Below are 20,032 nucleotides of genomic sequence, written 5' to 3' on the forward strand. Positions count from 1 at the left end.
GCAATTTCGGCACGGTCGGCTAGGTCGAGCCAAACATCCATACAGTCGCAGCGTACCGCCCCGGGGGACGAGCATTTGACCCGCATCCTTGCCGCTTTGAGCAATTCCACCGCCTTTGACGGCTTGCAGGGCAACCCGCTCGATCTGTCCCGGCTGAGGATCGAGGTCCTCGCGGGTCTTACCGTGGCCCTCGCGCTGGTGCCCGAGGCGGTGGCCTTTGCCTTTGTCGCCGGTGTGCACCCGCTCGTAGGGCTCTACGCAGCATTTATCGTTGGCCTCGTCACCGCGCTGATTGGCGGCCGCCCGGGCATGATCTCGGGGGCCACGGGTGCGCTGGCGGTGGTGATGGTCTCGCTCGTGGCGACGCACGGTGTGGAATATCTGTTCGCCACAGTGGTGCTGATGGGGCTCATCCAGATCGTCGTGGGGGTGATGCGCTGGGGCAAATTCATCCGTCTCGTGCCGCACCCGGTGATGCTGGGCTTCGTCAACGGGCTGGCCATCGTGATTTTCCTCGCCCAGCTCAGCCAATTCAAGGTGCCGGGCACCATGGTCTCCAACGGGCACGGCATGACGGGCGGCGAGTGGATGTCTGGCACGCCGCTTTACTGGATGCTCGCGCTCGTGGCGGTGACCATGGCGATCATCTGGGTGATGCCGCGGCTGACGAAGGCGGTGCCCGCGCCGCTGGCGGCCATCGGGATCGTGGCGGGGATCGTGATCGTCTTTGGGATCGACGTGCCCCGCGTGGGCGATCTCGCCTCCATCGAGGGCGGACTGCCGGCCTTCCACATCCCCACAGTGCCGCTTACGCTCGAGACGCTCGAGATCATCCTGCCCTACGCCATTATCCTCGCGGCCATCGGCCTCATCGAGAGCCTGCTCACGCTCAACCTCGTGGGCGAAATGACGAATACGCGCGGCGGCTCCAGCCAGGAATGCACGGCGCAGGGCATCGCCAACACCGTCACGGGCTTTTTCGGCGGCATGGGCGGCTGCGCCATGATCGGGCAGTCGATGATCAACGTGAAATCGGGCGCGCGGACGCGGATCGCGGGGATTGCGGCTGCGCTCTTTCTCCTCGCGTTTATCGTCTTCCTGTCGCCCGCCATTGAGCAGATCCCGCTCGCCGCGCTCGTGGGCGTGATGTTCATGGTGGTGATCGGGACCTTCGCCTGGAACAGCTTCAAGATCATGCGGAAAGTGCCGCGCATTGACGCTTTCGTCATCGTGCTCGTGACGGTCGTCACTGTGCTCACTGACCTCGCCATCGCGGTCGTCGTCGGGGTCATCGTGAGCGCGCTGGCCTATGCCTGGCAAAACGCCACGCGCATCTCCGCCAAGAGCTACCGGACGCCCGAGGGCGCGAAGGTCTACCAAGTCCAGGGGCCGCTCTTCTTCGGCTCCGCGGAAGGCTTCGCAGAGCTCTTCGACGTGGCTGGTGACCCCGGCGAGATCATCGTCGACTTTGCCGAAAGCCGCGTGGCCGACCAGTCTGCGCTGCAGGCGATCGAGGCCGTCGCCGCGAAGTACGAGGCCGCGGGCAAGCGCATCCAGCTCAGGCATCTGAGCCGGGACTGCCACCAGCTTCTGAAGACGGCGGGGCATCTCATGGTCGATAGCGACGACGATCCCGACTACCAGGTGGCGGTGGATTACGGCGTCCGCACCGGCATTCTGGCGGGCGGCCACTGACGCCCCGGGCGCGCACGGATCTTTGCAAAAATTCGTGTCCGCTCCCTGATCATTCGCCGGGGCGCTTGAGCGAGAAGAGCTCCGTGACGCGGGTGTAGTCCCGGTAGCCGAGGCGAGAGAGCGGCGCGTAGCGGGTGATGTCGAAGCGCCCATCCACGACGCAATCGTCGCGTAGGTGAATGCCGGTCACTTCCCCGAAAACGACGTAGTTGTTATCGCCCTCCATCCGCATGATCCGCGTGACGCGGCATTCGAGCGAGGCGGGCGCGGTGCCCACGCGGGGGCAGTCGATGGTCTCGCATTCCGCCTTCTCCGCCCCCGACACCGCGAATTCGTCCTCCGAGGCCGCGAGCATCCCGGCGGAAGCGTTCATCACCTCGCGCGCGGCATATTCTACGACGTTCACGCAAAAGACGCCGCTCTTGCGCAGAAGCGCCACGCTGTCCTTCGTGTCACCGCGGTCCTCCTTGCGCGAGGTCGAGGCGAACATCACCTGCGGCGGCACGTAGGCCACGGCGTTGAAGAACGAATAGGGCGCGAGGTTGTCCTGCCCGCCGTAGCGCGTGGAGATCCATCCGATGGGGCGCGGCGTCACCACGGCGTTGAACGGATTGTGCGGCAGGCCGTGGCCGTCTTCGGGGCGGTAAAACATCGAGCTTTCCTTCTTTGCGGCAGAGCTAGCGCCGTGATAGCCCGCGCGCCAGCGAATTGAGGCGGGGCCGTTGCGGGCCCCGATCGGACACCGGACGAGGACCCGGACAGAGGCCATGTACGCGATCAGGCAGGAAGCGCCGGAAGACTGGTGGGAGGTGGAGGCGCTCTACGACACCTGCTTTGCCCCGGGACGTGAGGCGCTGTCTTCTTACCGGCTGCGCGAGGGGGTGCCGCGTGTGGGGCCGCTTTGCCTGACCGCGCGGGACGCGGGCGGGATCCTCGCAGGCGCGGTGCGCCACTGGCCTGTCGCCGTGGGCGGGCAGCCCGCCCTGCTTCTCGGGCCCATCGCCGTGCACCCCACGCGGCAGGGCGAGGGGCTAGGCGGCGATCTCATCCGCCAATCCCTCGGGGCGGCGCGGGCGCTCGACTGGGCGCGCGTGATCCTTGTGGGCGATGCACCCTATTACGGGCGCTACGGCTTCACGCCGCTGACGGGCGTCCGGATGCCGCCGCCCACCAACCCCGACCGCGTCCTCGGCCACGCGCTGCAGCCCGGGGCCTGGGCCGGTGTCAGCGGCGAGGTCACGCGCGCCAACACGTCCGGGGACACCTCCTAGAGCAGCCAGCGCACGAGAAGCGGCACGATGAAGCTCGTCAGAAGCGCGTTCAGCGCCATGGCGATGCCCGCATAGGCCCCGGCCACCGGGTTGACCAGGAAGGCCCGGGCCGTGCCGATCCCGTGGGAGGCCACGCCCACCGAAAAACCCCGTGCGCGCCAGTCGGTGATCCTGAGGAGGTTCATGAGCGGCGTGACCGTCACCGCCCCGATGATGCCCGTCAGGATGACGAGCACCGCCGTCAGCGTGGGGATGCCGCCCACGGCCTCGGCGATGCCGAGCGCCACGGGCGCGGTGGTGGATTTCGGCGCAAGCGACAGGAGCACCGCCTCGGGAAGGCCTGCCAGCCGGGCCATGATGATCACCGAGCCCGCCGCCACGACCGAGCCAACGATGAGCGCGAGGGCGATGGGGGCCACGGAGGCGAGGATCGTCTCCCTGTTGTCCCAGAGCGGCAGCGCCAGCGCCACGGTGGCCGGGCCGAGCAGGAAATGGATGAACTGCGCCCCTTCGAAATAGGTGGCGTAGGCGGTCTCGGTGCCCCAGAGCACGGGCGCGATGAGGAGCACGGAAAAGAGGACCGGGTTGGCCCAGGGTGCGTTCTCGAGCCGCTTGGCGGCCGCGTCGGCGGCGAGATAGGCGAGGAGCGTGGCCGTGAGCCAGGTGAGCGGCGCGGCCGACAGATAGCTCCAGAGCTCGGCCACGTCGGTCATGGCTTTGTCCCCCCGAGGAGGCGCTGGACCCCGAGAAACGTGCCGAGGGCGGCGAGCATCGCCAGCCACGTGGAAAGGACGAGGATTACGAGAAGCGGCAGCCAGTCCGCGCTCAACACGTCGAGATTGCCGATCACGCCCACGCCCGCGGGCACGAAGAGAAGCGAGAGATGCGCGAGGATCACGGTGGTCGTGGGCCGCAGCGCCCCAGCCACCGCCGGGCGCAGCACCACGAGGAGGAGGAGGAGCACAAGCCCCAGGACGGGACCGGGAACGGGCAGGCCGAGGCCCCGGGCGGTGATCTCGCCGAGGAGCTGGCAGCCGAGGAGCAGGCCGAGGTTGGGGAGCATGGGAGCCTCCTTGTTTTCCGATGGGACAGAAGTAGGAGGCGGGCGCGAGGGGCCAGCCCCCTGCGCTCCGCGAGGTACTTTCGGGAGAGATGAAAGACAGGTCGCGCGGGCGCTTTTCGGATGTTGGGGGCGCCTGAACTTCCATGGTCTAGCGGCGCGCGGCTAGGCACTCATTGAACCAAAGGCGCGTCCATCTCGGGCAGCAGTGAGCGTGGCCGGAACAAAAAAAGGCGGGCTCGTCAGCCGCGCGTGCGCAGGAAGTCCATGATCGCGGGGCGCACGCTCTGATCTCCCCGGGCGCGTGCAGTGTCGATGACCGCCTTCACCTCGTCGAGGTTCGAGCGGCGCAGGATGTGCTTCACCGGGCCGATGGAGGCCGGGCGCATGGAGAGCGCACGCAGGCCCATCGCCGCGAGGCAGAGCGCCTCGATCGGGCGGCCGGCGTCCTCGCCGCAGAAGCTAAGCCGCGTGTCGGTGGTCACGCAGCGGGCCACGATCTGTTCGATGAAGCTCAGAAAGCTCACGTTGAGCGTGTCATAGCGGCGGCGCACGCGCTCGTTCTCCCGGTCGGCGGCGAAGAAGAATTGCTTGAGGTCGTTGCCGCCGATGGAGAGGAATTCGACCTCCTCGAAGAACTTGCGTGGCGCGAAGGCGAGCGAGGGCGTCTCGAGCATCGCGCCCACGTGGATCTCGGAGGGCAGCGCGTGGCCGAGGATCCGCTCGCGCTCCACCGCCTTGTCGAGCTCGGCCTTGGCCTGACGATACTCTTCGTACTGCGCCACGAAGGGGAACATCACGTGGAGCGGGCGCCCCTCGGCGGCGCGCACAAGCGCCTGAAGCTGCATCCGCAGAACGCCGGGCTTGTCGAGCCCCACACGGATCGCGCGCCAGCCCAGGGCCGGGTTCGGCTCGTCATTGGGCTTCATGTAGGGCAGCACCTTGTCGGAGCCGATATCGAGCGTGCGAAAGACCACAGGCTTGCCCTGGGCGGCATCGAGCACCCGCTTGTAGAGCGCCACGAGCTCGGCCCGCTTGGGCATCTGTGCGCGGATCAGGAATTGGAGCTCGGTGCGGAAAAGGCCTACGCCCTCTGCGCCCGAGGAGGGCAGGGAGGGGAGATCGGCCATGAGGCCGGCATTCATGTGCAGCGAGACGACCGAGCCGCAGAGCGCACGGGCGGGCTGATCGCGGAGCGAGGCATAGCGCGTCTGCGCCTCCGCCTGCATGGCCATCTTGTCCTTGAAGGCGGTGCGCACGGTGTCGTCTGGTCGCAGGTGGACGATCCCCTGCTCGCCGTCGAGCATGATCGTGTCACCATTGAGCGCGTCGGTCGTGATGCCCTGCGCATTGATGATGAGCGGGATCGCCCAGGCGCGGGCGACGACGGCGGCATGGGAGCCTACGGAGCCTTCCTCGAGGACGATGCCCTTGAGCTTGCGACCGTAATCGAGGAGCTCGGCGGGCCCGATATTTCGCGCGACGAGTACCGCGTCGGCGGGCATCTCGCCGGTCTCGCCCTGGCCCGTGAGCAGGCGCAGGAGACGGTTGGAGAGATCGTCGAGATCGTGCAGTCGCTCGCGGAGATAGGCATCCGGCTGGTCGCCCAGCCGCGTGCGTGCCTGGCTCTGCTCTTTCTCCACGGCGGCCTCGGCAGAGAGGCCCGAGGCGATATCGCCCTCCATGCGTCGCCGCCAGCCGCGGGAATTGGCGAACATGCGAAAGGTCTCCACGACCTCGCGCTCGTCCTTGGACATGCCCGAGGTGCCGGCGAGCATCTCGTCTACCGAGAGCCGCAGCTGGTCGAGCGCGGTGTCGAGGCGGGCGAGCTCGGTCTTGGGGTCGTCGGAGAACGGATTGGTCACCACCACGCGTGGCTCGTGCAGGTAGACCGCGCCCATGGCGACGCCTTCCTGCCCCACGGTGCCGCGGAACATGGCGGGCTGCTGGTGCCGGGCGAGGGTGAAATCGCCGCCGCTGGTGAGCTGCCCGAGCTCGGTCATCTCCGCGAGCACCATCGCGACGACCTCGAGGGCATAGACCTCGTCCTCGCTGTATTCGCGCGCGGCCTTCGACTGCACGACGAGGACGCCCTGGGGCACGCCCAGCCGCTGGATCGGGACGCCGCAGAAGGCCGAGAAGACCTCCTCGCCGGTCTCCGGCATGTAGCGGAAGCCCTGCGTGGAGGGGGCATCGGCGGTGTTGACGGGCTTGCCCTTGCGCGCCACGCGGCCCACGAGGCCCTCGGAGAGACGCATGCGGGTCTTGTGCACCGCTTCCTGGTTCAGGCCCTCCGTGGCGCACAGTTCGAGCGTCTCGTCATCGCGGAAGAGGTAGATGGAGCACACCTCCGTGGCCATGGAGCCTGCGATGATGTCCACGATCCGATCGAGCCGCGCCTGGCCCGACATATCCTCGGCCATGGCCGCGCGGAGGCGGCCCAGGAGCTTTCGGCTCTCTGTCTCGGTGGGGGCGTTCATGGAAATGCTGTCGATGGGGCGGCACGTGTCAAGGAATGCTGACAGGTTAGCGGGCTTCGCGGCGACGGGCAATCACTGCGCGTGCCGCCCGTGCCAGGTGCGCTTTGCGAGTGCCATGGCGGGTCAGCGGGCCACAGAGGTCGCGCAGTCGGGCAGGACATAGGGGCGGGCGTGATTGACGGGCCGGGCGGTGCGGGGTTCAAAGCGCCATGGGCCTTTCGTCTCAAAGTACTTTTCTCCGCTTCGTCGGCGCCTCCGGCCTGACGAACCTCGCCGATGGCATCGCCACGGTGCTTTGGGCCTGGGTGGCGACACTCCTGACCCGGGACGCGCTCCTCGTGGCGCTCATGCCCGTGGCCCTGCGGCTGCCGTGGTTTCTCTTCGCGCTGCCGGCGGGTGTCATCGCAGACCGGGTGGACCGGCGGCAGCTCATCCTTGCCATGGATGTGGTGCGCGCGGGCGCCTTCGCGCTGGCCGGGCTCGCGGTGGCGCTGGCGCTGCCCCTGCCGGAGGCGGCGGAGAGCGGCGTGTCGGTGCCCTGGCTCTTCGGCCTGCTGCTTGCCGCGGCCTTTCTTGTGGGCGCGGCGGAGGTCTTTCGGGACAACGCGGCACAGACGATGCTGCCTGCGCTTGTGCCCAAGGCCACGCTCGAGCGCGCCAACGGGCGGCTCTGGTCGGTGGAGCTCATCGGCAACGAACTCCTCGGGCCGGCGCTGGGCGCGTTTCTCATCGCCGCGAGCCTTTGGTCGCCTTTCGCGCTCAATGCCGCGGCTTTTGCGCTGGCGGCGCTGCTTCTGGCGAGCTTGCCCGGTGCCTTCCGGCCGCCGCCGCGGGCCGAGGCGGACTGGCGCGCCGAGCTGGCGGAGGGCTTCGCGTTCCTCCGCGCCTCACCGCTGCTGACGGCGCTGGCGCTGATCACGGGCGGCTGGAACTTGCTCTGGATGATGGTGACGGTGGCCCTCATCCTCTACGCGCAGGAGACGTTGGGCATGAGCGCACCGGCCTACGGGCTCCTCCTCGCGGCGGGCGCCGTTGGGGGCATCGCGGGAAGCCTCGTGGCCGAGCGCATCATCGCGCGTCTCGGGCCCGGGCGCACGGCGCAGTGGATGCTGCTCTGCTCCGCGCTGGCCTTCGCGGCGATCCCGCTCGCGCCGAACCCCTGGGTCCTCGCCGCGATCCTCGCGCCGTTCCAGGCCACGGGTCTCATCTGGAACACGGTGAGCGTGTCCTACCGGCAGCGCGTCACGCCGGACGCGATCCTCGGGCGGCTCAATTCAGTCTACCGGCTCCTCGCTTGGGGGATGATGCCGATCGGGCTTCTCCTGTCGGGCTGGCTGATCGGCGCGGTCGAGGGCGCGCTGTCGCGGCCGGTGGGGCTCACCGCGCCGTTCTACGCGGCGGCCCTCGGTGCGGCGGCGCTGACGCTGGCGGGATGGCGGCCGCTGGGGCGCGGCTTTGCCTTGGCGGCGGCGTGAGGTAAGAGGAGCCATGGCGGATACGTTTTTCTCCGAGGCGGCGCGGGCGTGCCGCCGCGTGGCCGTGGGGCTCATCGCCCGCGCCTGGCCGGGGGAGAGCCTGTCGGACGTGGAAGCGCGGATCGCGGCGCAGCCGCTGACGATCCAGACGCTCATCGTCACCGCTGTCCTCGCGCTCCTTTTCGCCGGTGCCATGCTCGCGGCTCAGTTCGGCTGGGTGGGGATGCTCGTCTATTTCGCGGCGGTGGTTTTGCTGGTCGGATAGGGGGCCTGCCCCTGCGTCATTCTGCCCACCCCGATTTGCATACTCTTTGTGAACCATGACTGCCCCGGGCCCGTATCCGACAGGTCCGCAACGCAGTATCTCACAAGGAGACGACTATGGAACTTCCCCTGCTTCTGAGCTTCGCCACCTTGGGCTTCGTGGCCGTGTTCGCCTACATCAACGGCCGGGTGACACAGCGCCAATTGAAAGAGGGCAGCTTTACGCGCTCCACGCTCTGCGCGACATCGGAACACTGGAAAAGCCCGATGAAAACGACCTTCAAGTAAGCTTCCACCCCGCCGCGCCAGGCGGGGTTTTTTGTTGGCCTGCGAGGAAAGCCGTATCAATACGGCCTTGGCGCCGGCCCCTCCGACTTCCCTAGTTCTCGATCTTTTTCAAACCGCGTCTGTGTTCAAGGCGGGGCGCAACCGCTTTTGAACGGCTGCGACGTTGCATTGGAGGGCCTTCGAAGGCCCATTGGAGACGAGCTACGACTTTTCGAGCTCGAAGGCGTCGTGGAGCGCCTGCACGGCGAGCTCCATGTACTTGCGATCGACGAGCACGGAGACCTTGATCTCGGACGTGGTGATCACCTTGATGTTGATGCCTTCGTCGCGCAGCGTGGAGAACATCTTCGCCGCCACGCCCGCATGGCTGCGCATCCCGATCCCCACGATGGAGATCTTGGCCACCGCGATATCCGCCACGATCTCGCGGAAGTTCACCTCGCCGCGCTCTTTGGCCTCGGCCATGGCCTTTTCTGCCCGCGCGACCTGGTCGGTGGGGCAGGAGAAGGTCATGTCGGTGCGCCCCTCTTCGGAGATGTTTTGGACGATCATGTCGACGTTCACGCCGGCATCGGCCAGCGGGCCGAAGATGGCGGCGGCGATCCCCGGTCGGTCGGCCACGGAGATGAGGGTCATCTTGGCCTCGTCGCGGCTGTAGGCCACGCCGGCCACGGCGTTCTGTTCCATGATTTCCTCCTCGTCGCAGACCAGCGTGCCTGCCGTGTCGGACATTTCCTCGAAGCTCGAGAGCACTCTCAGCTTCACGTTGTAGCGCATGGCGAGTTCGACGGAGCGCGTCTGCAACACCTTGGCGCCCAGTGACGCGAGCTCGAGCATCTCCTCGAAGGAGATCTTGTCGAGCTTGCGCGCCTTCTCGGCGATGCGGGGATCGGTGGTATAGACGCCGTCCACGTCGGTGTAGATGTCGCAGCGCTCCGCGCCGAAGGCCGCGGCGAAGGCCACCGCCGTCGTGTCGGAGCCGCCGCGCCCCAGCGTGGTGATCCGGCCCTCGGGGCTCACCCCCTGAAAGCCTGCCACCACGGCCACTTTCATGCCTTCGGCGAACTTCGCGGTGATGTTGTCGGTGGGGATTTCCTCAATCCGGGCGGCCGAATGCGCGGCGGTCGTCTTCACCGGCACCTGCCAGCCCTGCCAGCTCCGCGCCGGTACGTCCATCTCCTGGAGCGTGAGCGCCATGAGGCCCGCCGTGACGTTCTCCCCCGAGCTCACGACGGCATCGTATTCACGCGCATCGTAGAAGGGCGAGGTCTCGGAGACGTACTCCACCAGCTTGTTCGTCTCGCCGGACATGGCCGACACGATGACGATCACGTCATAGCCGTGGGCCACCTCGCGACCCACCCGCTTGGCGGCGCGCTTGATGCGGTCGAGCGTGGCGACGGACGTGCCGCCGAATTTCATCACGAGTGTGGGCATAAAAGGCCTCAGATATCCGCCGCGCGGCATAGGCGTTGCGTTTGCGCGACGCAAGGGAGGCTGGTGGAAGAAAAGCCCGGGCGCGGGATTTGCGCGTCAGAGCGGGTGGTCGCGCCCGTCCCAGGTGCGAAAGCACCCCGTGGTCGCGAGGCCCAGCTCGTCGAAGCGGGCCATGAGGCCTTCCCGCGCCTCCGCCACGCCGATCGCGGCATGGCCCCCGCCCATATCCGTGCGCACCCAGCCGGGATGGTAGATGCCCACCGGGATGCCATCGGCCCGGAGCGCGCTGGCGAGGTTCATGCCGAGATTGAGCACCGCCGCCTTCGAGACACGGTAGATGAGCGAGGTGCCCGAGGCCTGCGTGCTCGAGCCCATCTGCGAGGAGATGATGGCGATCTTGGCGGCCTCTGCCGCGCGCAACCGAGGCAAAAGCGCCTGAACGGTGAGGAAAACGCCCGTCACATTCACCGCCATCTGCGTGGCCCACATCTCCGCCGGGTAGCCGCGCTCGAGCGTTTCGCCCTTGTCGGCGTAGAGCCCGGCATTGCAGACGAGGAGGTCTACGGGGTCCGCGACCCCGCTTGCCCAACGGGCGATGCTGGCCGCATCCGCCATGTCCACATCGGCCCGGGAGGTGGCGATGACCTCGGCACCGCGCGCCGCGTAGCCCTTCGCGAGCCCGGCCCCGATGCCGCGGCTGCCGCCGGTGATAATGACCCGCATCAGTTGCTGCGCCGGGGGCTCTGGAACGGCAGCGGCGCCACGGGCACGCCGTCTTCGGCCAAGGAGCGCGCCTCCTCGAAGCTGGCTTCGCCGTGGATGGCCCGGTCCGGCTCGCTGCCGTCATGCATGGCCCGTGCGCGGGCGGCGAAATCGCGGCCCACATAGTCGCTATTTGCCTCGAGATGGGCCTTGAATTTCTGCATGGCCACCTCCTGCGGGGCGGGCTGCGCGCGGAGCGGCGCGGCGTCCGCAGGGGCGCCCACGGCCGGGGCCATCAGCGATTTCTCCACCTCGGAGGAGCCGCAGATCGCGCAGCTGACATGGCCCGCCGCGCGCAGGCTGTCAAAGCTGCTTGCGTCGGAAAACCAGCTGTCGAAGGCGTGGCCCTCTTTGCATTTCAACGTGTAGCGGATCATGCAGCCTACATATCATCGCGCAGGGGCAAGACAATGGAGCCCCGACAGAGCTCAGTAGGAGCCCAGTCAGGCCCTGCGCCCCTTCAGCAGCCGGGGATCGAAGGATTTCAGGATGCGCCCGAGGCCCGGAACATCGACCATCTTCGCGGCCTTCTTGGCCGTCACCCATTTACGGCGGCGCTCGCCTTGTTCCGGATAGGTCTGCTTCGTCTTCTGCACCTTGATCGGGTAGACGAAGGCGAGGACCGGCAGGTCGGGATCGTCGTCGCGCTCTTTCTCGAAGGCGTAAACGCCGAGGCAGATCTCGTAGACCGTGCCGAGGACGCCAGCTTCCTCCCACGCTTCCTTGGCCGCGCTTTGCGCCGGGGTCAGCCCCGCCTCGGGCCAGCCCTTGGGCAGGATCCAGCGCTTCGAGCGCCGGGAGGTCACAAGCAGGACCTGCACGTTGCCATCCACCACGCGAAAGGGCAGGGCGGCGAACTGGGTCCGCGCTTCGCGCTTCTCCGACGCGGAAATGGATAAGGGAAGCTGGTGCGCGCTCATTGGCCGCTTTGTCCTAGGCTTCATTTTGAAAACTGCTCGATAGACGCAGAATACGCTATATCTAGCGATCGGCAAGCGCAGAGACCACCGATGGTGCAGATGCGGTAAACGGGCAGGCAGGACGGACGGTGGCGACTTTTCTGGGATCAGAGATCTATCGGGGCTCGTCCTACGGCGACTGGCACCCTCTGGCGATCCCGCGTGTGTCCACCGTGATCGACCTGTCGCGCGCGCTCGGATGGCTCCCCGAGGGGGCTTACATGACCTCGCCGCGCGCCAAGCCCAAGGCGCTCGCGCTCTGGCACGAGCCTGCCTATATCGACGCGCTCGAGCGCGCGGAGGCCGCGCAGTCCCTGCCGGAAGCGGACAAGGACCGCTTCAAGCTCGGCACGACCATGAACCCGTTTTTCCCGGAGATGTACCGCCGACCGGCCACGGGCTGCGGCGGCTCGCTTCTGGCGGCGGAGCTCCTCGCCGATGGCGGGGTCGTCTTCCATCCCGGCGGGGGCACGCATCACGGCATGCCGGGCTTTGCCAGCGGCTTTTGCTATCTCAATGACGTTGTGCTCGCGATCCTGGCGCTCCAGCACGTGGGCGCGCAGCGTGTGGCTTATCTCGATATCGACGCCCATCACCCCGACGGCGTGGCCCATGCCTTTCGCGAGGACACCTCGGTGCTCGTCTTCTCGGTCCACGAGGAGAACCGCTGGCCGCGCACGGGCGCGGCCGAGGATCGGGGCCCGGGCACGCATATCAACATCCCCGTGAAGGCAGGCTTCGACGATGCGGGCCTCGCGCGCATCCGCGACGAGATCGCGCTGCCGGCGGTCCGGGCGTTCAAGCCCGATGCCATCGTGCTGCAATGCGGGGCGGACGCAGTCACGGATGATCCGCAATCGCGGCTCTCGATGACGAACAACGCCCACGTCGCCTGGGTGCGCGCCTTCCTCGGCCTCGCCCCGCGCACGCTCATCACCGGGGGCGGGGGCTACAATCCCTGGACGGTGGGGCGGCTTTGGACGGCGCTCTGGGGTGTGGCCTCGGGCCAGCGCTTTCCCGAGCGGATGCCGGGGGCCGCGCAGGAGGTCATGCGCGGGCTCAGCTGGAAACGCGCTGGCAAGCTGCGCGATCCCAAGGAGGCGTGGATCGAAACCCTTCTCGACGCGCCGCAGGCGTAGGGTGCGCCTCGCGAACCGAGCCTGTAGACCCGGGGCGCGCCGTGCGGCTCAGCCCTGCGCCAGCACGTACCCCGCCACGCCCGCCACGACGAGGCCCACCACGACCGCCGCCGCGATCTTCCAGGCCGAGTAGGGACGCTCCCCCTGCACCTCGCCGGTGCGCCCGTTCACGACGAAGCGGAAGCTCTTGCCGCGATACTTGTAGGCAGCCATCCAGACCGGAAGCAGGATGTGCTTGAAGGTGACGTCGCGCGCCTCGGTCTTCAGGGTCGTGATCCGCTGCGCGTCGCCGCCGATGTCGAAGCGTACGTCGCGCTCGATCACCCGGCGCATGATCCCCTGTGCCTCCTGGAAGCCCGCGTCGAGATTGACGGTGTAGGCCTCCGCACGAAAGCCCGCGAGGTATTCCGGATTGTATGGCTGCAGATCGCTGAGGTCCCAAGGGCTCAGACGGTCCGTGTAGCGCTTGGGCAGCGACGTGGCGGCGAGGACGAGTACGTCGTCGAAAGCCCGTGCCACCCGGCCGGACACGCTTTTCCACCGCGTCTTGCGCACGCGCACCGTCTCGCGTTTGCCATCGCGCATGACCGTCTTCGTCTCGTAGTAATGGGTGCCGCGCTGGCCGGTATAGCGCGAGGCGGTGGCGGCGTCGTAGGTCCAATAGGGGACATAGATGCCCGCCATGCGCCGCCCTTTGCGGGCATACTCGGCCACGCCACCCGGCGCGAACCATAGCCCGCCCAGCCACGCCTCCAGCGCCGCCCGCGCCGCGCCTTCGTCGAGCGCGAAGGGGAGGACGCCACGCGGCTTGATGTGGCGGTTGGTGCCGGTGTCTGTGACGACTGGCGTGGCGCAAAAGGGGCATTCGGCGGCGTGCTGCGCGGGGTCGAACTCCACCCGCGCGCCGCAGGACGTGCAGGAGAGCACGCGGGTTTCCTCCATCTCCTCGGCGTCAAGCGTACCGCCGAGCCCGGCCTTGAAATCGAGCTCCTCGAGCGGGCCGCCCGCGCCGCTGCCGATCTCTTCGGCATTGCCGCAATGATCGCAGATCAGAAGGCCCCGCTCGGGGGCAAAGCGGAAATCGGACCCGCAATTGCCACAGGGAAAGCGGGTATCGCCCGCGAGGGGCGCAGCCTCGAGCCCGGCCTCGGTCACAGGTACTTATGGAGGAATTTGGGAGCCATGATGCGCAAAGCATTATCGCGCAGGCGCAGGTGACGCCAGACATGGAAGCCCGCATGGACACCCACGAGGGCGATCATGGAATAGAATTGGTAGGTGTGGGCGAGGCCGACAATATGATGCGCCTCTGGCAGATCGAGGGGCGGCGCGAAGGGCAGAAAGCCCCCGGCCTTCATCTGGAAGCTCGCCGTCAGCCCAAGGAGAAAGCCGCCGAACGCCACGAGAAAGAGGCTCCAGACCAGCGCGATGTGGAGCCAGCGGTGTAGCGGTCTGAGCCAGCCCCTCAGCTTCGGTCCCGGGCGGCTCAGCAGGCCGTAGCGCAGCGTGAAGGCGGTCCAGGCGAGGGCGATCACGACGAAACCCAGCCCCATGAGGGAATGCAGCTGGAACCAGCGCGGCCCCCACGACCGGATCACATCTGGGTCGGCGAAGATGAACCAGACGAAAAAGGGCAGAAGGCTCCAGTGCAGCACTTTGAGCACCGTCCGCTTTTGCGGCAGGCGGGCGGCAAGGCTCGCGGGCATCAATCGCGTCGTCATGGTGTAGCTACGCATCGGCGCGTCCCGAAGTTTCAGCTTGCCGTTTCCAGGCAGGTCCGGTCGGCGCCGTGCCCGCTCAGCGCCGGCGTGCCCCGTTGGCGTGATTATAGAGGCGCGTGGTGATCTCGGAAGATGCCGGTGCGTCGATCTCACCTGAGAAGGCGCCCGCAGACCATGCGGAAAGCGTGCGCAAGGCGTCGAGGATGCGGCGGGACAGGCGTCCTGCCTGCGGAATTCGGGTTGGGTTGGTTGCGTGGTCCATCTCTGGCCTCCTCACGGGATTTGATGGCCCGAACATCGGTGAAATCCCGCGCTTCCAGGCAGTGCAGAAGCTGAAGCGCACCCACTACAGATTGTGAACTGGCCCAAGACGGGGGCGCTGCGGTATTTTCAGGGCGCGACAGGAGAGGCCGATGACCAAGAAACCTTACGGAATGATCTGCCCCATCACGCGGGTGTGCGAGATCCTCGAGCCGCGCTGGACGATCGCGATCCTCGTGGCGCTCTGGGCCGGGGCGAGCAAATTCAACGCGATCCGGCGCGAGATCGGCAGCATTTCCCCCGCGCTCCTGTCGAAACGCTTGAAGGAGCTGGAGGAACTGGGCCTCGTGGAGCGGATTGCAGACCCCGCCACCGGCGACGTCGATTACATCCGCACCGATGCGGCCGTCGCCCTCGAGCCTGCGCTTTACGCGCTGGCGGACTGGTCGCAGCGCTATATCTCGGCGGAGCTCGCGCTCTGCAGCACGTCGGTGTCAAACCTGATGTGGAACATGCGCAAGCACGTCGCCACCGAAGAGCTGCCGGGGCGGCGCGTCGTCATCCAGCTCCGCTTCTCCGATCCCGGGCTCGACTACGACACCTGGTGGCTGCTCATGCAGCCAGGTGCCCCGGTGGAAGTGTGCACCTCTATCCCTGGATTCGATGTCGACCTCTACGTGGAGACGAGCATCGTGTCCCTTGGTGGCATCGTGATCGGGCGCACGAGCGTCGCACGCGAGTTCGACCTGGGCGAGCTCTTCGTCAGCGGAGACGCGCGTCTCGCGCGGACCATTGACCGCTGGCTGATCCCGAGCCCGCGCTTCGCGGCGGTCGAAGGGCTGGATCCGTTGCCCGAAGAGAGGCGCGGCGCGCCCGCGTTTCGCGTGAGCGCGTGACCCGGATCAGGCGCCCGGCGGCGGCGGGGGCGGCATGATTGTGAAGAGCTGCGCGAGCTCGGTGACGTCCTCGGCGCGCTTCCATCCATCTTGGCCCTGGGTCCAGACGAAGGTCTCGCGGGTCAGCCCGCCATTGCCTGCCATCTCCGCGAGCCGCGCCTTCGAGTAGGGGCCTTTCGTGGCGCCGTTTTCGGCGATGTGCCAGACGTGCTCCACCGGCGGCGGGGGCGGGGCCATGGGGGCTCCAGCGGCTGCGTGCTGCGCCCCTTGCCCCATACCGCCCATCATCATGTTGCCCATCTGCATGCCGAGACCGGCACCCATGCCCATGCCCATGGCATCGCCGGCCGAGCCGCCCGCGCCCATGGCCTCGGCGGCCTTGTACTTCAGATGATCGTCGAGATTGCCGGTGATCCCGCGGGACGTGCGCTCGTCGAGCGCCTTTTCCACGGCGGGCGGGAGCGAGATGTTCTCGATGTAGAACTCGGGCACCGAGAGGCCGTAGCTCGTGAGGGTCGGCGTGATGGCCTCCGCGATGAGCTTGCCCACGTCGCCGGTATTTGCGGCCATGTCGAGGACGGGGATGCCGCTCCGCGCGATGGCTTGCGAGAATTCCTGCACGATGATGTTGCGGATCTGGAAGCTGATCTCGTCGGTGGTGAACTCGCCGTCGGTGCCCACGATCTCGGTCATGAAGCGCGCGGGGTCGGTGACGCGGATCGCATAGGTCCCGAAGGCGCGGAGCCGGGTCGGCCCGAATTCCGGATCGCGCAGCATGATCGGGTTCTTCGTGCCCCATTTCAGATCGGTGAAGCGGTTGGTGGCGACGAAGTAGATCTCGCTCTTGAACGGGCTCTTGAAGCCGTGATCCCAGTGCTGGAGCGAGGTCATGATGGGCATGTTGTTGGTCTCGAGCATGTAGAGACCGGGGGTGAAGACATCGGCGAGCTGGCCCTCATGGATGAAGACGGCCGACTGCGCCTCGCGCACGGTGAGCTTGGCGCCGTACTTGATCTCGTGGCCCTCGCGCTCGAAGCGGAAGACCATGGTGTCGCGCGTGTCGTCGGTCCATTCGATGACGTCGATGAACTGGCCGGAGAGAAAATCGAAGATGGGCATGGGCGGGCTCCTGAACTCTGGAGGTGATCTTGGGTCAGACGGGGCCGGCGCCGAGCTGTTCGGCGGCCAGGCGGCGGATAAGGGGGGCGGCTTCGGCGGCGGCGATGCCTGCTGGCAGGCGGCGGTCGTAGAGGATCGCGAGGAGGAGTTCGTCGTGCCGCGTGAGCAGCGCGAATTCCTCGTCGTCGTTGAAGATCGAGGGCCGCGCGCGGGGGCTGTCATTCGGCAGCCCGAGGCCCTGGGCCACCTCCTCGTGAAGGCAGGAACGCCAGGAGGCGGGCGGCAGCTCTTGCCGGATGATGGCCACGGCGCGGGTGTAATTGGCGCTGCGCGATCCCGAGAACGCGATGACAAGGCAATAGACGGAGCGGGGCAGGTCGCGCACGGTGGCGGCCGTGGTCTCGTCGAAGCCGCGGATCGTGCTTGCAAGCGTGGGCGCCAGCGCACGGCGCTCGTCCTCGTTGACCACGTATACGGAGAAATTCTCCCCGCCGCTGCCCACGTAGCTGATCGGGTGACCGGTGACGGTGGCGAGGCGGCGCGCGTAGTCCCGCGCCTGCATCTCCTGACGCGCGCGGTCCTCCCCGGGCACGCTCGCCCCGAAGCGGAGACCGATGCGCACGGGGCCGGACCATTTGCGCAGCACCGTGGGCACCGGCGCGGCACCCACGCGGATCTCGTTGCCCGGATTCTCGTCAAAGAGTGCGATGGCGAGGAAATTCTCCGCCAGCGTGCGCTCGTTGAAGGGCGCATCCACAGTGCCGCCATCCGTCCTCAGGAGCCCGCGCACGCGCTGGCCTTGTTCGAGGCGCGTGTAGAACGCCGCCAGCCGCAGGCTTTCCTCGCTGGGCGCGGGCGCAACCGCGGCGGGCGGGCGGGCCGTGGGGCGCACGGAGTTCTCGAGGCCGCCTTCCGCGACCTCGCAGCCCGCCAGCGCGACACTGGCCAAAAGGAGGGCGGCGCGTGCCTTCACTTCGTGGAGGCAGCCGTGCCCACGGCGTAGCCCGAGCCCGTCCCGGAGGACTTCGCCTTGGCCAGCGTCTCGCGGAGCTCCTTTTCCATGTTCTGGAGTTCGACTTCCGCGGCGGCGCGCTTCTTCTTGCCCTCGTCGGCGATCTGGAGGCTTTCCTCGATTGTGGCCACGAGATCGGCATTGGCCTGCTTGACGGCCTCGATGTCGAAGACGCCGCGCTCCATCTCCTCGCGCACGACCTTGTTCGTTTCGCGCAGGTTGGCGGCATTGGCCTTCAGGAGCTCGTTCGTCAGGTCATTGGCGTCGCGCACGGCCTCGGCGGCCTCGCGGCTCCGCTGGATGGTGACGGCCTGCGCGAGCTGCGTCTCCCAGAGGGGCACCGTGTTGACGAGGGTGGAGTTGATCTTCGTCACGAGCGACTTGTCGTTTTCCTGCACGAGACGGATCGAGGGGAGCGACTGCATCGTCACCTGCCGCGTGAGCTTGAGGTCGTGGACCCGGCGCTCGAGATCGTCGCGGGCCGCGCGAATGTCGCGCACCTCCTGGGAGCGGATGAGCTTGTCTTCTTCCGCGGCGGCTTCCACGGCGGCCTCGGCGGCGGGGATGTCCTTCTCGTCGAGCTCTTTGATCTTGGCCTCGCCGGCGGCGATGTAGAGGCCAAGCTCGTCGTAGAATTGCAGCGTTTTCTCGTAGAGCACGTCGAGGCTCTCGATGTCCTTCAAAAGCGTGTGCTCATGCTCGAGCAGGTTGCCCGTGATCTTGTCGATCTGGCCCTGCACCTCTTCGTAGCGGGCGACGAAATTGGCCATGGGCGCGGCGCGCCCGAGGAGGCGCTCCCAGAAGCTGCGCTTGCGCCGGGTGTCGAGCTCGGAGACGGAGAAGCCCCGGATCGTGGTCACGATCTGACGCAGCGAGTCGCCGGCTGGGCCCACATCCTTGTTCTTGACGCCCGCCAGCATGGACTGGGAGATTTCCTGCAACTCGGCCTGCGCCGCGGAGCCGAATTCCACGATGGACTGCGTGTTCTTGACGTCGATCTCGGCCACGCGCTTGGCGATCTCGGGCTCCGCCGTCTCGTTGACAGGCACGAGCGCGTTCGACGGTTCGGGCAGCACGACGGCGGTGACTTTTTCCACGTCGGCCAGGGCGGCCTCTGCACGGGTGCGGACGTCTTCTTTCATGGTGGTCCCTCTGTTGGCGGTGGCCCCGTTTTTCTCGGCGGGGCCTTGGTCAAATACCCTGGCTCGTGGCTTGGGTGGTGGCCCGACGGGGCCGGTTAATGAAAGCCCTCGCGGGGCAGTTGAAAATGCGCCCTCTCGGACGGGCTCACTGCACACCCTCCCGGGCGAGGCGATCGCGGAGCACCTTGATCTCGATATCCATGTCGGTGCGGTTGTCGGTCATGAGTTTCTCCGTCTTCGCGGCGAAATTCCCGTCCAGATCATCGAGGAGCGCGAGATATTGCGCCTTGTCCTCGGGCTTCGGCTGGCGGCCGTAGAGATCGGAGAACTTGAGCGTCGCGTCGCGCGCGCCCATCAAATAGACGCCGAGAAACTTCCTTGCGGCGGTGAGATCGCGCGGATCTTCCTCAACGGTGCGAAACATCTTGCGCGCGGTGGCCTGGAAGGCGGCGACGCGGCGCTCGAGCCCGCGGTCCTTCAGCCCGGCGATGGCCGTGGTCATGGAGCCCAGATAGGCCTCCGCCTCGTCCACCACCCGCGCCACGCGGTCCTGCTGGAACTGGTCGATGCCCTCTGCGCCCTTGTCGCTCAGCGGGTCAAGCCCGAAGGCCCCGAGATGGAGCGCCGCGCCCACCGCGCCCACGACGACCGCAGGGAAGGCGCCCATGGTCGCCAGCGACGCCAGCGCGAGCCCCGCCCCGAGCACGGCAGCGCCCGCGATCTTGCGCGGCATGGCCGGGCGCTTGGCGATGGTGCGCGCAGTGTAGGCCTCCTCGGCCACGAGCCCCTCGCGCGTGAGCCACGCAGCGAGCAGCATGAGCGCGAGGGCCACGATATTGACGGCGAGCGTCGTGGCACCCGAGCCGAAAAGCGAGAAGACGAGGGGCAGGGGCGCGATGAAGAGAAGATTGACCCGCAGCCCCACCGCGGAGGGGCGCGCGCCCTCGTAGGGCGAGCTCGGCGCAGGCCGCGCGTTTTCAGTCGCGCCGCCCTTCGAGTACTTCCCGCCGTAGCGCTCCGCCATCAGACGCCCCCCGTGATCGACACGGTG

Annotated in this window: 22 protein-coding genes; 7 read left to right on the forward strand and 15 right to left on the reverse strand. The window is 67.5% G+C overall.

Features of this window, described 5'->3' with window-relative positions; genetic code table 11:
* The first annotated feature begins 123 nt into the window (after positions 1–123).
* Positions 124–1,695: a SulP family inorganic anion transporter gene (locus tag AAFM92_00920; protein ID MEL7298920.1), complete on the forward strand. Its 1,572-nt coding sequence runs from the start codon at positions 124–126 to the stop codon at positions 1,693–1,695.
* A gap of 49 nt (positions 1,696–1,744) precedes the next feature.
* On the opposite strand, the gene AAFM92_00925 is transcribed toward AAFM92_00920, so the two are convergent.
* Positions 1,745–2,347: a flavin reductase family protein gene (locus AAFM92_00925; GenBank protein MEL7298921.1), complete on the reverse strand. Its 603-nt coding sequence runs from the start codon at positions 2,345–2,347 to the stop codon at positions 1,745–1,747.
* A gap of 115 nt (positions 2,348–2,462) precedes the next feature.
* Here AAFM92_00925 and AAFM92_00930 point away from each other — a divergent pair, with 115 nt between their 5' ends.
* A complete protein-coding gene (locus AAFM92_00930; protein MEL7298922.1) occupies positions 2,463–2,966 on the forward strand; it encodes an N-acetyltransferase in 504 nt (167 codons plus the stop codon).
* Here the strand turns inward: AAFM92_00930 and AAFM92_00935 are convergent.
* From AAFM92_00935 to ptsP, 3 genes are all read right to left on the reverse strand, one after another.
* Positions 2,963–3,679 carry an LrgB family protein gene (locus AAFM92_00935; GenBank protein ID MEL7298923.1) on the reverse strand — a complete coding sequence of 239 codons (717 nt, stop codon included), beginning with the start codon at positions 3,677–3,679 and terminating at the stop codon, positions 2,963–2,965. The genes AAFM92_00930 and AAFM92_00935 overlap by 4 nt on opposite strands.
* Positions 3,676–4,029 carry a CidA/LrgA family protein gene (locus AAFM92_00940; GenBank protein MEL7298924.1) on the reverse strand — a complete coding sequence of 118 codons (354 nt, stop codon included), beginning with the start codon at positions 4,027–4,029 and terminating at the stop codon, positions 3,676–3,678. The genes AAFM92_00935 and AAFM92_00940 overlap by 4 nt, the downstream gene beginning before the upstream one ends.
* Before the next feature lie 239 nt (positions 4,030–4,268).
* Positions 4,269–6,506, reverse strand: a complete 2,238-nt coding sequence (ptsP, locus tag AAFM92_00945; protein MEL7298925.1) for a phosphoenolpyruvate--protein phosphotransferase — start codon at positions 6,504–6,506, stop codon at positions 4,269–4,271.
* A 209-nt stretch (positions 6,507–6,715) separates the two neighbouring features.
* Between ptsP and AAFM92_00950 the strand changes: the two genes are divergently transcribed.
* The 3 genes from AAFM92_00950 to AAFM92_00960 all read left to right on the forward strand — a co-directional run bounded on the left by AAFM92_00950 (position 6,716) and on the right by AAFM92_00960 (position 8,533).
* A complete protein-coding gene (locus AAFM92_00950) occupies positions 6,716–7,981 on the forward strand; it encodes an MFS transporter (GenBank protein ID MEL7298926.1) in 1,266 nt (421 codons plus the stop codon).
* Positions 7,982–7,994: 13 nt separating this feature from the next.
* The gene (locus AAFM92_00955; protein MEL7298927.1) at positions 7,995–8,246 is read left to right on the forward strand and encodes a hypothetical protein; all 252 of its coding nucleotides are present in this window, start codon (positions 7,995–7,997) and stop codon (positions 8,244–8,246) included.
* 116 nt (positions 8,247–8,362) lie between these two features.
* On the forward strand, positions 8,363–8,533 hold the full coding sequence (locus AAFM92_00960) for a hypothetical protein (GenBank protein ID MEL7298928.1): 171 nt from the start codon (positions 8,363–8,365) through the stop codon (positions 8,531–8,533).
* 201 nt (positions 8,534–8,734) lie between these two features.
* Here AAFM92_00960 and AAFM92_00965 read toward each other — a convergent pair whose 3' ends face one another.
* From AAFM92_00965 to AAFM92_00980, 4 genes are all read right to left on the reverse strand, one after another.
* Positions 8,735–9,970 (reverse strand): aspartate kinase, encoded by a 1,236-nt coding sequence (locus AAFM92_00965; GenBank protein ID MEL7298929.1) that lies wholly within the window; start codon positions 9,968–9,970, stop codon positions 8,735–8,737.
* Between the two features lie 96 nt (positions 9,971–10,066).
* Entirely contained in the window at positions 10,067–10,693 is a 627-nt protein-coding gene (locus AAFM92_00970; GenBank protein MEL7298930.1) for an SDR family NAD(P)-dependent oxidoreductase, read from the reverse strand.
* On the reverse strand, positions 10,693–11,109 hold the full coding sequence (locus AAFM92_00975) for a DUF1178 family protein (protein MEL7298931.1): 417 nt from the start codon (positions 11,107–11,109) through the stop codon (positions 10,693–10,695). Before AAFM92_00975 ends, AAFM92_00970 begins: the two co-directional genes overlap by 1 nt.
* 66 nt (positions 11,110–11,175) lie before the next feature.
* On the reverse strand, positions 11,176–11,652 hold the full coding sequence (locus AAFM92_00980) for an NUDIX hydrolase (protein ID MEL7298932.1): 477 nt from the start codon (positions 11,650–11,652) through the stop codon (positions 11,176–11,178).
* Positions 11,653–11,780: 128 nt separating this feature from the next.
* Between AAFM92_00980 and AAFM92_00985 the strand changes: the two genes are divergently transcribed.
* Positions 11,781–12,830: an acetoin utilization protein AcuC gene (locus AAFM92_00985; protein MEL7298933.1), complete on the forward strand. Its 1,050-nt coding sequence runs from the start codon at positions 11,781–11,783 to the stop codon at positions 12,828–12,830.
* A 48-nt stretch (positions 12,831–12,878) separates the two neighbouring features.
* Here AAFM92_00985 and AAFM92_00990 read toward each other — a convergent pair whose 3' ends face one another.
* The 3 genes from AAFM92_00990 to AAFM92_01000 all read right to left on the reverse strand — a co-directional run bounded on the left by AAFM92_00990 (position 12,879) and on the right by AAFM92_01000 (position 14,813).
* Entirely contained in the window at positions 12,879–13,985 is a 1,107-nt protein-coding gene (locus AAFM92_00990) for a TFIIB-type zinc finger domain-containing protein (protein MEL7298934.1), read from the reverse strand.
* Complete coding sequence (locus AAFM92_00995; GenBank protein ID MEL7298935.1) at positions 13,982–14,566, reverse strand: cytochrome b/b6 domain-containing protein; 585 nt, start codon at positions 14,564–14,566, stop codon at positions 13,982–13,984. Before AAFM92_00995 ends, AAFM92_00990 begins: the two co-directional genes overlap by 4 nt.
* A gap of 61 nt (positions 14,567–14,627) precedes the next feature.
* Positions 14,628–14,813, reverse strand: a complete 186-nt coding sequence (locus AAFM92_01000; protein ID MEL7298936.1) for a hypothetical protein — start codon at positions 14,811–14,813, stop codon at positions 14,628–14,630.
* Between the two features lie 151 nt (positions 14,814–14,964).
* Here AAFM92_01000 and AAFM92_01005 point away from each other — a divergent pair, with 151 nt between their 5' ends.
* The gene (locus AAFM92_01005) at positions 14,965–15,708 is read left to right on the forward strand and encodes a helix-turn-helix domain-containing protein (GenBank protein MEL7298937.1); all 744 of its coding nucleotides are present in this window, start codon (positions 14,965–14,967) and stop codon (positions 15,706–15,708) included.
* Positions 15,709–15,714: 6 nt separating this feature from the next.
* On the opposite strand, the gene AAFM92_01010 is transcribed toward AAFM92_01005, so the two are convergent.
* From AAFM92_01010 to AAFM92_01025, 4 genes are all read right to left on the reverse strand, one after another.
* Positions 15,715–16,827 carry an SPFH domain-containing protein gene (locus AAFM92_01010; protein MEL7298938.1) on the reverse strand — a complete coding sequence of 371 codons (1,113 nt, stop codon included), beginning with the start codon at positions 16,825–16,827 and terminating at the stop codon, positions 15,715–15,717.
* Positions 16,828–16,861: 34 nt separating this feature from the next.
* On the reverse strand, positions 16,862–17,800 hold the full coding sequence (locus AAFM92_01015) for a DUF2927 domain-containing protein (GenBank protein ID MEL7298939.1): 939 nt from the start codon (positions 17,798–17,800) through the stop codon (positions 16,862–16,864).
* Positions 17,797–18,981, reverse strand: a complete 1,185-nt coding sequence (locus tag AAFM92_01020; GenBank protein MEL7298940.1) for a toxic anion resistance protein — start codon at positions 18,979–18,981, stop codon at positions 17,797–17,799. Before AAFM92_01020 ends, AAFM92_01015 begins: the two co-directional genes overlap by 4 nt.
* Positions 18,982–19,126: 145 nt before the next feature.
* Positions 19,127–20,005 (reverse strand): 5-bromo-4-chloroindolyl phosphate hydrolysis family protein, encoded by an 879-nt coding sequence (locus AAFM92_01025; protein ID MEL7298941.1) that lies wholly within the window; start codon positions 20,003–20,005, stop codon positions 19,127–19,129.
* Positions 20,006–20,032: the final 27 nt, after the last annotated feature.

The sequence above is a fragment of the Pseudomonadota bacterium genome, assembly GCA_038533575.1.
In the GTDB taxonomy this organism is placed as follows: Bacteria; Pseudomonadota; Alphaproteobacteria; order Rhodobacterales; family Rhodobacteraceae; genus Shimia_B.